The organism is Actinomycetota bacterium, assembly GCA_016700055.1.
In the GTDB taxonomy this organism is placed as follows: domain Bacteria; phylum Actinomycetota; class Acidimicrobiia; order Acidimicrobiales; family Ilumatobacteraceae; genus Kalu-18.
The window spans coordinates 2,937,818-2,950,551 of record CP064997.1; the positions used below are offsets into that span (position 1 = coordinate 2,937,818).

The following is a 12,734-nucleotide window of genomic DNA, read 5'->3' on the forward strand; positions in this document are numbered from 1 at the left end:
TCACGCTCGCCTACCGTGCGAACGTCCATCGGGTGGCGCGGTTGGGGAACCCGGCCAGGGTCCACGCGTACGCGACATCTGGCCTCAGGACCCAGAACGGCGAGAACTCCGGATGACCACTGCCCGTCGCGTCGGCGCCGTAGTACTGCGGGTACTTCGCGCGGCTCGCGGCCTGCGAGGCGTCCGCCAGCGGATGCGCGGGGTCGGTGACGAGCTCGGCGGTGCCCTCGAGGATGACCACGTCGTCACCGCTCGGCAGGTGCACCGTCGCCTGCGGGTCACGGTCGAGGTTGCGCACCCACCGGGTGTCGGGCGAGCCGCCGAAGCACAGCGCGCCGTCCACCCAGACGCCGTCCACGGGCCGGGGATGCGACCGGCCACCGGCGGTCACCGTGACCAGCCAGTAGTTGGGTGCGTCACGCAGCTTCTGCTCCACCTGATCCCAAGGCAGGGTCGTGTCGTCTGTGCTTCCACGGCTGCCGTAGTCGGGAGGGAACCCGGCTCTGCGCACCGCTGTCGGCTCGTCGCTCATCGCGCACCTCCTTCGGCCTCGCCCCGGCCCGGCGTGGGCCAAGCGTAGGCTCTGCCGGGTGACGGCCGCGCCGGAGGAGTCACGAGCCGGGGTCCGGCTCACCAACCTCGACCAGGTGCTGTTCGACGGCGCCGGTCACTCGAAGCGCGACCTCGTCGACTACCTCGACGCAGTGCACGCGCAGGTGGTGGGTGAGTTGCGCGATCGCCCGCTGTCGGTGATCCGGGTGACTGGCGGGCAGAGCCCATTCATGCAGAAGAACCTGCCCAAGTACACGCCGGAGTGGGTGGAGCGGGCCGAGCTGTGGGCCGAGGCGTCCAAACGAGCTGTCTCCTACGCGCTCTGCAACGACCGGCGAACGTTGCTCTGGTTCGCCAACCAGCGGGCCGTCGAGTACCACCCGATGCTCGCTCGCGCGGAGGACCTCGACCATCCGACACACCTCGTGATCGATCTCGACCCACCGCCCGAAGAGCCGTTCGGCTCCGTGGTCGCCGCCGCCCTCGCGGTGCGGGCGGTGCTGACCGATGTCGGGTTGGAGCCGGTGGTCAAGACGAGCGGCGCGAAGGGTTTGCACGTGGTGGTTCCGATCGGATCGCTCGTGTCCGCGGAGGATGCGGGGGCGGCGACGCGTGCCGTGGCGCGGCGCACCGAGTTGCTCGCTCCGTCGTCGACGACAACGGCCTTCGTGAAGGCCGATCGGGGAGGAAAGGTGTTCGTCGACGCCACGCGCACGGGTGGTGCGACCGTCGTCGCCGCCTACAGCCCGCGGGCTCGTCCCGGGCTGCCGGTGTCGTTTCCCGTCGGCTGGGACGACCTCGCGGCGGTCAGCCCACGTGACTTCACCGTTCGCACGGTGCCCGGCCTGCTCGGCGGACACGACCCGTGGGCCGAAGCGCTCGCGCGTCCCCAGCAGTTGCCGACCGTGCTGGTGGAGGAGGGCCACGCGATCCCTGTAGCCCGGGTCGCCGCCATGCACGAGGGCCGCCGTCGTGCCAGGGCACGCCGGGCCGCCGAAGACTGACGGGAGCGGTTCACAGCTAACACATTGACATTCGTCGATGAATAGGTATGATCAAGACATCGACACATCTCGATCTACCTCATCCGACCCCGAAGCCGTCAGGGCCGACGTGCGTGACCGCTACGCGCAGGCGGCGCGCGGCGTTGCCGACAATCGGGGCTGTTGCGGCTCCGGCGACGATTCGCTGACGACCGGAGTCTCCTTCGGACGGGTGCTCTACGACGAGGGCGAGCTCGCCGGCCTGCCGGACGCCGCCGCGCAGTTGTCGCTCGGCTGCGGCAACCCGACGATGCTCGCCGAACTCGCCCCCGGCCAGGTCGTGCTCGACCTCGGCGCCGGTGGCGGCATCGACGTGCTCTTGTCGGCGCGCCGCGTCGGCCCCGAGGGCAAGGCCTACGGGCTGGACATGACGCCCGAGATGGTCGAGCTCGCCCGCCGCAACATCGCCGAAGCCGGCGTCGCCAACGCGGAGATCCTCGAAGGCACCTTGGAGGCGATCCCGCTTCCGGACGAGTCGGTCGACGTGGTCATCTCCAACTGCGTCATCAACCTCTCCCCCGACAAGCCCCAGGCGCTGCGGGAGGCCCATCGCGTGTTGCGTCCCGGAGGCCGGTTCGCCGTCTCGGACGTGGTGCTCACCCGATCGTTGCCGGGCGCCGTGCAGCGGCTGGTCGAGCTGTGGGCCGGGTGCGTGGTCGGAGCGCTGACCGCCGACGAGTACCGCACGCACCTCGAAGGCGCGGGGTTCGTCGACGTGGAGATCGTGCCCACCCTCGTCCACGACAGGGCCGCGCTGGAGGGCTTCGTCGCCGGCATCGACGTGGAGGCCGTCGCCGGTCGGGATCGAGACGAGCTGCTCGCCGAGCTGGACGGCACGATCATGAACGCATTCGTGCGCGCCCGGCGCCCGCACTGACCTCGGTCGTCCGCGTTCGGCCGCACGCGCGCGTGGTTGGAGGCGCCGCTCGCGGGGTACGTCGGGGGACATGACCACTTGGGGCTACACACTGTCCAGCGAGGAGTTCGGACCGCGCGCGCTGGTCGAGCAGGCGCGCATCGCCGAGGACTCCGGGTTCTCGTTCCTCACCGTCTCCGATCACTTCCACCCCTGGACGCGGAGCCAGGGCGAGAGCCCGCTCGTATGGACCACCATCGGCGGAGTGGCGATGGCGACGAACGGGATCCCGATCGGCACCGGCGTCTCGTGCCCGATCCTGCGCAACCACCCGACGATGGTCGCCCAGGCCGCCGCGACGTGCTCGTCGATCACCGACGGGCGCTTCTTCCTCGGCGTGGGGACTGGGGAGTGGCTGAACGAGCATGTGATCGGCGGGGCATGGCCGCCGGTGGACGTGCGCCGGGAGATGCTCGCCGAGGCCGTCGGCATCATGCGCCGACTGTGGACCGGCGAGACCGTCGACCACCGTGGGCGGTACTTCACGGTCGACAGCGCGAGGGTGTTCACCGAACCCGCCGCGCCGATCGAGGTGATCTGGGCGGCCGCCGGACCGGAGTCCGCGGCGGCCGCTGCCGAGCACGCTGACGGCCTGTGGTCCACCTCCCCCGATCCCGACGTGGTCGGCGCCTACCGGGCCGGCGGTGGCACCGGCCCCGTCTACGGGCAGGTCACCGTCTGCTGGGCGAGCGAGCGCGAAGACGCGGTGAAGACGGCGTTGCAGGTGTGGCCGAACGCCGGCGTGCCCGGGCAGCTGTCCCAGGACCTGGCCACCTGGGTCGAGTTCGAGCAGGTCGGCGAACTGGTGACCGCTGAGATGATCACCGAGCGCATCCCGTGCGGTCCGGACCCCGCTCCCGTGGTCGAGCAGGTCCGCGCGTACGAGGACGCAGGCTTCGACCACATCCACTTCCACCAGGTGGGCCCCGATCAGCGCGGGTTCGTCGACTTCTGGACGTCGGAGCTGGCTCCCGCGCTCGAGGGATGACCCGCCCGGCGTTGCACCGCTACGCCGTCGTCCACTTCCAGGTCGAGCCTGCCCGCGCGTGAGCAGAGCCCGCTGATGCGCAGCCAGGGCAGCCCGTCGAGGTCGTCGCGGCGTAGCTCGATGCCGTCGCGCGTCGGCTCGATGCCGAGCAACGCTCGCACGAGCAGCAGGATCGACGCCGAGGACCAGGCCTGGGGCGAGCAGGACGACGGATAGGGCACCGGAACCGGTACTTCGTCGCGGGAGATGCCGGCGAACAGCTCGGGCGGACGACCTCCGAAGTGCTCGACCGCGGCGAGCATGCCCTCGACGATCGTGTCGACGACGTCGAACCGACCGTACCGGGCGGCACCTGCGGCACAGATCGCGGTGTCGTGGGGCCAGACCGAACCGTTGTGATAGCTGAGCGGGTCGTAGGCCGCCATCGTGTCGGCGAGGGTGCGCACTCCCCATCCCGACCACAGGCCGGCGTCGCAGACACGGTCCAGGTAGCGGTCGGCGAGCTCGGGTTCGGCGATCCCCTTCCACAGCGCATGGCCGGGGTTGCTGGTGAGCGAGTCGATCGGGCGTCCGAATCCGTCGACGCCGAGGGCGTACCAGCCGCGCTCGTCCCAGAGGACCTCGTTGCATCGTCCGCGCAGCTGCTGCGCGCGGGCGCGGAGGTCGGCGGCGTCGAAGCCGAGGGTGTCGACCCCGGCCGACTCGATCAGCTCGGCCGCGCCGAGCAACGCGTCGTAGACGTAGCCCTGTACCTCGATCAGGCCGATCGGAGGCACCGACAGCATCCCGTTCGCGAACGTGACCCCGTCCCAGCTGTCCTTCCAACCCTGGTTCGTGAGCCCGCTCGGGCCACGGCGGCGGTAGTCGACGAAGCCGTCACCGTCGGAATCCCCGTAGCGGATGATCCAGCTCAGCGCGTCGCGCACCGACGGCGCGAGCTCGTGCAAGTCGTCGGCGTCGAGCGCTCCCCACCGCCAGGCCTCTGCGGTCAGACCGACGAAGAGGGGCGTAGCGTCGACCGAGCCGAAGTAGCGCTGCCGCTCGGTGAACGCCCCACCGCCGCCCGGCCGGCGCAGCTCGTGCAGGATCTTGCCGGGCTGCTCGTCGGCCGCAGGGTCGTCGGCCCTGCCGCGCAGCTCGCCCAGCTCGCGCAAGGTCCCGGCGGCGAGGGACGAGTCGAAGGGCAGCGTCATCCACGAGGTGAGCAGCGAGTCCCGTCCGAACAGCGTCATGAACCAGGGCGCCCCGGCCGCGACGACGACGCGCTCTGGGTGGCTGCGGTCGACGATCCGCAGGGCGGACAGGTCGGCGAAGGTCTGGTTGACCGCGGTGACGAGGCGCGGTTCGGTCGACTCGAGCGTCGGAGCCGCCGCTCTCCATTCGCGGTGGCGCACCAGCGGCAGGGCGTCGGCAGGAGCGGTCCCGATGGGGAAGGCGAGCCCGGCGGGCGAGCCGTCGACCACGGGCTCGACGGTCACCGTGAGGCGCACCGGCGCGCCGGCGGTGACCTCGACCGACCAGGCGAAGGTACCGCTGGCCACGTCCACCTCGTGCGGCGGGATCGAGAACGCGAGACGCGTCGCTGCCCGCGGCCCGCTGCGCTCCGTGCGCTCCAGGGCCCAGTGCCCGTCCACTTGTCGCAGAGCACACGCACCGCCGCCGCGCGCGGCCTTCACGTCGAACAGGTGGGCGAAGTCCGCGGCCACGGACAGGGTCACGTGCAGCGACCGCGGCGCGTGGCCGGTCTCCACGAGCTCGATCTCGTCGCGCAGGCCCCGGGCGATCCACCTCCGCCGGACCATCAGGCAGCGGGTGGCGACGTCGTCTGCGTCGTGCAAGCGCTGCACCGACACCGAAGACAGCGGTGTGGGTGCCGTCGCGGCCAGCGTGTGCAGCCTGGCCCCGCCGACGGCGACGCGAAGGTAGGAGAGGTGGCGCAGGTCGTCGTAGATCAGCCCATGCGTGCCGCCGGTGCAGTTGCCGGAGAGCTCGGAGATGACGAACGTGCGGCCGTCGACGAGGGTCAGCTCACCGGGGGAGCCGACAACCGGCACCGATTCCGCAGCGGCGTCGAGCGGCGACCTCATCGGAACATTCTCGTTCCCGGCCGGGGACGGGTCCGGCCGGGAGCAAGAAGTGGGTCAGTTGTTCGGCGGGGCAGAGCTGATCTCGCCCAAAGTCGAGCTGCGATCGCGGTCGCGCGCGAGGTCGCCGAGGCTGACGATGCCGATCGGGCGACCGTCCTGCACGACCGGCAGGCGTCTCAGCGCGCGGTCGCCCATCAGCTTGACGGCGTGGTTGACGGTGTCGGTCGGGGCGACGGTCACCAGGTCTCTGCTGCAGATCTCGCTCAGCCGCACCTCACGGGGGTTCTTGCCTTCGGCGACCGCTCGAACGACGATGTCGCGGTCGGTGACGATGCCGCACACCACGCCTCCGTCGCAGACGATCACGTCGCCAATGTCGCGCTGCTTCATCTTCAGCGCGGCCTCGGCGGCGGTGGTGGTCGACTCGAGGACGACGAGCTCTCTGGTCATCAGGTCCGAGATGGTCATGTGCTGCATTCCTTCCGGGTCAGCTGGATCTTCAAGAGGTTCCCGGAACCGGCTTCTGCGAAACAGTCGAGACAGCTTCGACGGTGGTCGTCTCCACCAACCTCTCGACGACGCGCTCCTCGATCGGGTTGTCCAGCTGGTGCTGGACCTCACGCTGCTGCTCCACCTCGACCCGGGCGGCCTGCCACGCCGACCAGTGGCCCGACACAAGGGCCCAGAGAGACAGCACCGACACGTAGACCACCTGCGACGTCCACCCGGTGACGACCGAGATCGGAATCATCACGAGCCAGAAGATGGTCATCCACCCGTTGACCCGGCGCATGAACACCGGATTGCCTTGCACCGAAGCCCACAACGACTTGACCAGGGACATCGTCGTTCACCGCCTCTCCGTCGGGAGCAGCTCGTACACCCTGAACGGCGCGCCGATCACGGGCATCGCGACGTTGCGCACCCGGACGCCGCCCGGCGTGAGCCCGCGCTCGGTGCCGCGGTGCGCGTGCCCGTGCACCACCAGGTCGGCGCCCGCCTTGTCGATCGCCTCGGCGAGCAGGTAGCTGCCAAGGAACGGGTAGATCTCCGGGGGCTCGCCGACGAGCGTCTCGGGCACCGGCGAGTAGTGGAGCAGCGCGATGCGAACGTCGGAGGTGAGCCCACGGAGGCTCTCGGCGAGACCGTCGGCGAGCATCGCGCTGTGCCGCACGAACGCCTTCATCAACGGTTCGCCGAACTCACTCGCGCATCGGCCGGCGAAGCCGCCCCCGAAGCCCGTCGTGCCGGCGATGCCGACGGAGGTGCCGTTCACCTGCACGACGGTCGTCGTGCGCTCCAGCACCTGCACGGAGGCGCGCTCGAGCCTTTCCACCACGGCGGCGGACTCCTCCGCGTGGTGGTCGTGGTTGCCGAGCACGGCCACCACCGGCACGGTCACGTCGGCCAGCTCGTTCGCCAGGCAATCCGCCTCCTCGACCGTGCCGATCTGCGTGAGGTCCCCGGCGAGCAGCAGCACGTCTGCACAGGTGGCGATCGAGCGGAGTCCGCTCGCCAGGCGTCCCCTGGTGTCGCAGCCCACGTGCACGTCGCCGACGGCGGCGATCCGGACGGTCACAGCACCTCCGGGTCGCCGTGGGGCTCCTCGACCGCGCTGACGCACAGATCGTCGACGATCTCGTACTCAGGGGCGTGCTCGGCGAGGACCGCGATCAGCGCGACGCGCCTTTGCGGTGTCGCGACCACACCACGGGCGACGATCCGTGACTCGACCGCGATCAGCTCGACTCCCTGTTCACGCAGGCGCGGGTCGTCGAGCAGCGCCTGGCGCAGGTGCGCCACGCGGTATGCCGAGGGCTCGGGCTGCGCGGCGTCCATGCGTCATCTCCACATGTCGGCGATGCGCTGGTCGAGGCTGCGCACGACACCTGCCGGCACGGGAATGTCCGACGAGAGCGCGAAGTGCAACAGGCTGGCGACGCGGTTGGGGCAGTTGCGGGCGCGCCGGAGCAGGTAGTCCCAGTCGAGCTCGGTGCCGGTCAGGATCGCCAGGGCGTCGTACCAGTGGCGCGGCGAGGTCTCGTCGGTGGTCGCCGCCTTGGTGACGATCAGGTCCTCCGGCGGAGCCACCGGCAGATCCACGCCGCGGAAGGTGATCCACCGGATCCGCTCGGCCATCTCGGCATCGAAGTAGATGTCGGACTTGATCTTGAAGATCACGTCGACCACGACGTCGTCGCGGAACGCCTTGTAGATCCACGCCGGATTCGTCTGCTCGACGAGGAAGCCCCCGCCGGCGAGGACGCTCAGCACGGCGTCGGCGGTCTCTGCCCGGCACAAGAAGTCGATGTCGTTGGTGTGCCGCGGTCGACCGTAGGCGGCCGAGGCGACCCCGCCGATCACCGCGAAGGGGATGGCGGCCTCGTGGACGAGGCGCACCGATTCGGTGAGCACGGCGAGGAAGCTCCGATCCGAGGTCCGCACCTCTTCGATCTCACGCGCTGCGCGCATCCGTTGCTCCCGCGGACGCTCTGGCCATCAGCTCGGCGTACACCCGCTCGTAGCCGTCGGCCATCTGCTCGACCCCGAAGTCGCGGGCACGGCGCCGGCAGTCGGCGGGGTCGATCTCGCCGATCCGGTCGACCGCTCTCACCATGTCTTCGGGGTCGTCGCAGATGAATCCGCTGACCCCGTGCTCCAAGATCTCTGGAACAGAGCCGCGGCGCAGCGCGATCACCGGTGTGCCGGCGGCCAGCGACTCGATCATCACGAGCCCGAACGGCTCGGGCCAGTCGCTCGGGAACAGCGTCGCCGCAGCATTCGCGAAGAAGCCAGGCTTCTCGGCCTCGCCGAGCTCGCCGAGGAACTCGACGTGGTCACCGGCGAGCAGCGGCTCGATCTCGTGACGGAAGTACTCGGTGTCGAACGGGTCGACCTTGGCGGCGATCTTCAGCTGCCATCCCGTGCGGCGAGCGACCTCGATCGCGACGTCGGGCCGCTTCTCGTGCGACATGCGTCCGAGGAAGGCGAGGTAGCCGCCGTCGTCACGCGGGTGGCGGTGGTAGTCGCCGAGCGCCAGCCCGTTCGGCACCGTGGCCATCCACTGCAGGGGCAGCGACGCCACCGCCCGCCGCTGGTCGTCGCTGATCGAAACGAGCGCCGCGCCACGGGCACGGGACAGCGCGATGCGGGCGTGGGCGACGTCGAGTCGACCGTGCATCGTCAACAGCCAGGGCGTGTACGGCGAGCCGACGGCGCTCATGTAGGGCAGCGAGAGGTCGACGTGGCTGTGGATCACGTCGAACTCGTCCGCGCGCAGCAACACCTCGTCGAGCATCTGCTCGTGCAGGCGAGGCCCGTGCTCCGCGAGCTCGGCCGCCCCCATGCGTGACCGCAGCGGGCTGTGCACGGCAGGCTCGAGGCGCGCAGTCGTGGTGGAGGTAGCGGTCGCGAAGAGCGTCACGTCATGGCCGGCGGCAACGAGGCCGTCGCACAGGCCGGCCACGACACGCTCGGTCCCGCCGTACGTCGCGGGCGGCACGTCTTCGTACAAGGGGGCGATCTGGGCGATGCGCATCAGATGCTCTCCGACGCCGCGAGGGGAACCAGGTGGCCGAGACTGTGCCGGAACACTCCTCCACAGTTCGGGCAGCCGCGCGTCGTGCCATCGACGACCATCAGGTCGGCGCCACAGCGTGGGCAGGGGGCAGCGAAGATCGAGCTGATTCCGGAGATCGACGGATCTGGCGCGCCGGCGGTGATCTGTTGCATCCGTCGCCGTTACCCCGGCGGCGTGGGCGTCAAACGGTGCAGACCGGCGTTTCGGCACTCGCGGAACAGGGAAACACAGGCGTTCATGACGACGCTTCTGGAATACGCCCAGCAGCACTTCCCGGAGCACGAGGTGGAGTGCCCCGACGGGGCGGTGCCGCTCAACGACATCACCGTGGTCGCGCACGTGGTCGGACGCACCCGGGCGGCCAGCTTGGTCGAGGGTTTGCGCAAGGCCCTCCACGCCGGGATCGCCAGGGAGGAGCCGAGGATCAAGACGGTGATCGTCGAACCGACGTCGCCGACGGTGGTCAACTCCGGCGGCGAAGACCCCGAAGGCGTCGTCGACCTACCCGTCCGGCGCCTTGCCGTCGGGGCACTGATCGGTGGCGTGATACTCGGTTTGATCGTCGGTGTCTTCGGCGGGCTCGTCGCGAGCTCTCTCGTCGCAGGCGTTCTCGTCGGGCTGTTCGGTGCCTTGCTCGGTGCCGCGGCGGGTGCGATGTGGGCCGGTGGCGGCCGCTACGCAGGAAACCGGTCGTGGGAGCAGCCCCACGCCCCCGAGTCGGCGATCGTGCTCGTCGCCGCGACGTTCGACCACGAGGGCGATGCCCTGGAGGCGGCCGAGGTGATGGCCACCTACGACCCGAACGCGGTGAGGATCGTCGCCGAGGACGGGGCCTGGCGGAGTCCCAACATCTGAGCGTCCCGAGCATCTGAGCGATTGGTGGTTTGGCCTCGCTGGTGTCCGGGTACCGACTGCGACATGTCGGGACCCACCCTCCGCACCGCACGGGCCTGACACGCGCCGATCTAGCGCCTCAGGAGCCTCGGCGGATCTGACCCGACCGTCGAGACCCGAGTCAGCGAGAGCTCGGCCGACGCACGGGGGTGCCGGACAGGCAGCCGGCACCCCCGCATGCGTCGGTCTGCCGAACCCCCACGTCACGACCGACGGCCACGACCGATCGATCACGACCGACGATCACGACGGCCTCACCGGAAGGCCCGCGGTAGGATGAGCTGCGTGGCTCGCCGATCATCGGCGGATGCATCGCCGGGGAGCGTCGCCAGCACCGTCGACGTCGTTCGCAGACGCCTGAGGCTGACCGGAGTCGTACAGGGGGTCGGGTTCAGACCGTTCGTGCAGCGTCTGGCGACCGAGCTCGGCCTCGCGGGGTTCGTCGGCAACGACCCCGACGGCGTGTTCGTAGAGGTGGAGGGCGCCGCACCATCGGTCGAGGCCTTCGCGGCGCGGGTGCGCTCCGACGCCCCGTCGCTCGCCGTGGTCGAGACGGTGACGGCGTCCGCGCAGGCGGTCCACGGCGACACGGGCTTTCGGATAGCCGAATCCGTCGCCTCCTGCGGTGCGCCTACCACGCTCGTGCCCGCCGACGTGGCGACATGCGCCGAGTGTGTGTGCGAGATCGGCGACCCCGGTGATCGTCGCTACCGCTATCCGTTCACGAACTGCACCAACTGCGGGCCGCGGTTCACGATCATCCGCGAGCTGCCCTACGACCGGGCGCGCACGACGATGGACGGCTTCGTGCTCTGTGCGGCCTGTCTCGCCGAATACCGGGATCCTGCGGATCGTCGCTTCCATGCCGAGCCGGTGGCGTGCCCCGACTGCGGTCCGCAGCTCGCGTTCGAGCGGCACGGTCAAGACGTGATCCGAGGAACCGATGCGGTGGTCGCCGCCGTGCAGGAGAGCATCGCCGCAGGTGAGGTGGTGGCGGTCAAAGGCATCGGTGGCTACCACCTCGCCTGCGATGCCTCCGACCGGCGCGCCGTGGCACTGTTGCGCGAGCGCAAGGGGCGCGTCGACAAGCCGTTCGCGCTGATGGTCGCGAACCTGGTCGTCGCGCGTGAGCTCGTCGAGCTCTCGGCGCAGGACGAAGACGTGCTCGCCTCGCCGGCTGGCCCGATCGTGCTCTGCCCGCGGCGCAGCGACGCGCCGTTGGCGGACAACGTCGCCCCCGGCAGCCCCTATCTCGGATTGATGCTGCCGTACAGCCCGTTGCACCACCTGCTCTTCCGGGCCGTGCCCGACCGCACCACCCGCGTGCCGCGCGTGCTCGTGCTCACGTCGGGGAACCTGTCCGACGAACCGATCTGCACCGAGAACGGCGAGGCCCGTGTGCGGCTGGCCGCGCTCGCCGATGCGTACGTGACCCACGATCGCCCGATCCACGTCTCGTGCGACGACTCGGTGGTGCGTACCGGGTCGCGGGGGCGGCACCGGGCACTGGAGCCGCTCCGGCGGTCCCGCGGTTACGCACCGCTACCGGTGACCCTTCCGTTCGAACTGGCCGTCCCCACGCTCGCCGTCGGCGGTCACCTGAAGAACACGTTCTGCGTGGCGGCGGGGAGGCGGGCGTGGATGAGCCAGCACGTCGGCGACATGGACAGCCTGGAGGCACTGCACGCGTTCGAGGGCGGCGTGGAAAGGCTCTGCGCGCTGTACGGCATCGACGCGGTACGCCTCGCCGTCGACATGCATCCCGGATACGTCACGTCTCGCTGGGCCCGCGAGAACGCCGGGGGCCGCGAGGTGGTTCCGGTGCAGCACCACCACGCACACGTCGCGGCGCTGATGGCCGAGCACGGCCTCGGCGAGGCCGCGCAGGTGATCGGGATGGCCTTCGACGGGACGGGCTACGGCGTCGACGTCGAAGGGCACGTCTCGATCTGGGGTGGCGAGGTGCTCGTCGCGGGGTACGCCGGCTTCGAGCGCGTCGGGCACCTACGAGAACTTCCTCTGCCGGGCGCCGACGCTGCGGTGCGCAATCCCTGCCGGGTCGCTCTCGCGTACCTGGCCGCTTGCGGCATCGACGGCGGTGAAGGCGACCTCGCCCCTCATCGCGCCTGCAGCGACGAGGAGCGCCGGGTCGTGGCCCGCATGGTCGAGCGCGGTTCGGGGTGCGCGACGACGTCGAGCATGGGTCGGTTGTTCGACGCCGTCGCCTCGCTGCTCGGGGTCCGCCAGCGCGTCACCTACGAGGCCCAGGCGGCGATCGAGCTCGAAGCACTGGCCGCGGCGCACGACAGCGGGGGTGTCGTGTGGCCGGTGGAGTTCGCGGTGGATGCCGACGGGGTGATCGATCCCGCCCCGCTGCTCGGCGGGCTCGTGGCCGGGGTGCGCGCCGGAGTGCCCGCGGCGGCGCTTGCCCACGGCTTCCACGGCGCGGTGGCGGCGCTGGTCGTCGACCGGGCGGCGGCGGCACGGGCCGAATCCGGCCTGGATGTCGTGGCGCTGACCGGCGGCACGTTCCAGAACGTCTTGTTGACGACGCTGGCACGGGAGGGCCTGGAGGCCGCCGGGTTCGAGGTGCTGACCCACGAAGTGGTGCCCCCGAACGACGGCGGGCTGGCCCTTGGCCAGGCGGTCGTCGCCGGAACGAGGACGGCCTGAG

14 protein-coding genes are annotated in these 12,734 nt (G+C 70.5%); 5 read left to right on the top strand and 9 right to left on the bottom strand.

The genetic code is table 11. The features are described 5' to 3' along the window. Positions 1 to 10: 10 nt before the first annotated feature. Positions 11 to 532 (bottom strand): pyridoxamine 5'-phosphate oxidase family protein, encoded by a 522-nt coding sequence (locus IPM43_14200; protein QQS24530.1) that lies wholly within the window; start codon positions 530 to 532, stop codon positions 11 to 13. Positions 533 to 590: 58 nt separating this feature from the next. Between IPM43_14200 and ligD the strand changes: the two genes are divergently transcribed. The 3 genes from ligD (at position 591) to IPM43_14215 (ending at position 3,499) form a co-directional block, all read left to right on the top strand. Beyond that, complete coding sequence (ligD, locus tag IPM43_14205; GenBank protein QQS24531.1) at positions 591 to 1,556, top strand: non-homologous end-joining DNA ligase; 966 nt, start codon at positions 591 to 593, stop codon at positions 1,554 to 1,556. A 37-nt stretch (positions 1,557 to 1,593) separates the two neighbouring features. After that, entirely contained in the window at positions 1,594 to 2,472 is an 879-nt protein-coding gene (gene arsM / locus IPM43_14210) for an arsenite methyltransferase (GenBank protein QQS24532.1), read from the top strand. A 70-nt stretch (positions 2,473 to 2,542) separates the two neighbouring features. Continuing rightward, positions 2,543 to 3,499: a TIGR03557 family F420-dependent LLM class oxidoreductase gene (locus tag IPM43_14215; protein ID QQS24533.1), complete on the top strand. Its 957-nt coding sequence runs from the start codon at positions 2,543 to 2,545 to the stop codon at positions 3,497 to 3,499. On the opposite strand, the gene IPM43_14220 is transcribed toward IPM43_14215, so the two are convergent. From IPM43_14220 to IPM43_14255, 8 genes are read right to left on the bottom strand one after another with little or no spacing between them, the layout of a single operon-like run. Then, the gene (locus IPM43_14220; GenBank protein ID QQS24534.1) at positions 3,442 to 5,586 is read right to left on the bottom strand and encodes an amylo-alpha-1,6-glucosidase; all 2,145 of its coding nucleotides are present in this window, start codon (positions 5,584 to 5,586) and stop codon (positions 3,442 to 3,444) included. The genes IPM43_14215 and IPM43_14220 overlap by 58 nt on opposite strands. A gap of 54 nt (positions 5,587 to 5,640) precedes the next feature. Next, positions 5,641 to 6,063 (bottom strand): CBS domain-containing protein, encoded by a 423-nt coding sequence (locus IPM43_14225; GenBank protein QQS24535.1) that lies wholly within the window; start codon positions 6,061 to 6,063, stop codon positions 5,641 to 5,643. Positions 6,064 to 6,085: 22 nt separating this feature from the next. Continuing rightward, complete coding sequence (locus IPM43_14230; protein QQS24536.1) at positions 6,086 to 6,430, bottom strand: hypothetical protein; 345 nt, start codon at positions 6,428 to 6,430, stop codon at positions 6,086 to 6,088. Between the two features lie 6 nt (positions 6,431 to 6,436). Continuing rightward, entirely contained in the window at positions 6,437 to 7,165 is a 729-nt protein-coding gene (locus IPM43_14235) for a metallophosphoesterase family protein (GenBank protein ID QQS24537.1), read from the bottom strand. After that, positions 7,162 to 7,425, bottom strand: coding sequence for a hypothetical protein (locus IPM43_14240; protein QQS24538.1), 264 nt, complete (start codon positions 7,423 to 7,425; stop codon positions 7,162 to 7,164). The genes IPM43_14235 and IPM43_14240 overlap by 4 nt, the downstream gene beginning before the upstream one ends. A gap of 3 nt (positions 7,426 to 7,428) precedes the next feature. Then, entirely contained in the window at positions 7,429 to 8,058 is a 630-nt protein-coding gene (locus IPM43_14245) for a nucleotidyltransferase (protein QQS24539.1), read from the bottom strand. Continuing rightward, positions 8,042 to 9,124, bottom strand: coding sequence for a glycosyltransferase family 4 protein (locus tag IPM43_14250; GenBank protein ID QQS24540.1), 1,083 nt, complete (start codon positions 9,122 to 9,124; stop codon positions 8,042 to 8,044). Before IPM43_14250 ends, IPM43_14245 begins: the two co-directional genes overlap by 17 nt. Next, positions 9,124 to 9,318 carry a zf-TFIIB domain-containing protein gene (locus IPM43_14255; GenBank protein QQS24541.1) on the bottom strand — a complete coding sequence of 65 codons (195 nt, stop codon included), beginning with the start codon at positions 9,316 to 9,318 and terminating at the stop codon, positions 9,124 to 9,126. The genes IPM43_14250 and IPM43_14255 overlap by 1 nt, the downstream gene beginning before the upstream one ends. An 85-nt stretch (positions 9,319 to 9,403) precedes the next feature. On the opposite strand from IPM43_14255, the gene IPM43_14260 reads away from it, so the two are divergent. Both IPM43_14260 and hypF read left to right on the top strand, forming a co-directional pair. Beyond that, positions 9,404 to 10,021, top strand: coding sequence for a hypothetical protein (locus IPM43_14260; GenBank protein QQS24542.1), 618 nt, complete (start codon positions 9,404 to 9,406; stop codon positions 10,019 to 10,021). A 315-nt stretch (positions 10,022 to 10,336) separates the two neighbouring features. Beyond that, positions 10,337 to 12,733, top strand: coding sequence for a carbamoyltransferase HypF (gene hypF / locus IPM43_14265; protein QQS24543.1), 2,397 nt, complete (start codon positions 10,337 to 10,339; stop codon positions 12,731 to 12,733). The last annotated feature ends 1 nt before the right edge of the window (position 12,734 follow it).

Coding starts and splice junctions, on each gene's coding strand:
- IPM43_14250 (QQS24540.1), bottom strand. CDS start 9,124: ATGCGCATCGCCCAGATCGCCCCCTTGTACGAAGACGTGCCGCCCGCG.
- IPM43_14230 (QQS24536.1), bottom strand. CDS start 6,430: ATGTCCCTGGTCAAGTCGTTGTGGGCTTCGGTGCAAGGCAATCCGGTG.
- IPM43_14200 (QQS24530.1), bottom strand. CDS start 532: ATGAGCGACGAGCCGACAGCGGTGCGCAGAGCCGGGTTCCCTCCCGAC.
- IPM43_14220 (QQS24534.1), bottom strand. CDS start 5,586: ATGAGGTCGCCGCTCGACGCCGCTGCGGAATCGGTGCCGGTTGTCGGC.
- hypF (QQS24543.1), top strand. CDS start 10,337: ATGAGCTGCGTGGCTCGCCGATCATCGGCGGATGCATCGCCGGGGAGC.
- IPM43_14245 (QQS24539.1), bottom strand. CDS start 8,058: ATGCGCGCAGCGCGTGAGATCGAAGAGGTGCGGACCTCGGATCGGAGC.
- IPM43_14240 (QQS24538.1), bottom strand. CDS start 7,425: ATGGACGCCGCGCAGCCCGAGCCCTCGGCATACCGCGTGGCGCACCTG.
- IPM43_14225 (QQS24535.1), bottom strand. CDS start 6,063: ATGCAGCACATGACCATCTCGGACCTGATGACCAGAGAGCTCGTCGTC.
- IPM43_14215 (QQS24533.1), top strand. CDS start 2,543: ATGACCACTTGGGGCTACACACTGTCCAGCGAGGAGTTCGGACCGCGC.
- IPM43_14260 (QQS24542.1), top strand. CDS start 9,404: ATGACGACGCTTCTGGAATACGCCCAGCAGCACTTCCCGGAGCACGAG.
- IPM43_14255 (QQS24541.1), bottom strand. CDS start 9,318: ATGCAACAGATCACCGCCGGCGCGCCAGATCCGTCGATCTCCGGAATC.
- arsM (QQS24532.1), top strand. CDS start 1,594: ATGAATAGGTATGATCAAGACATCGACACATCTCGATCTACCTCATCC.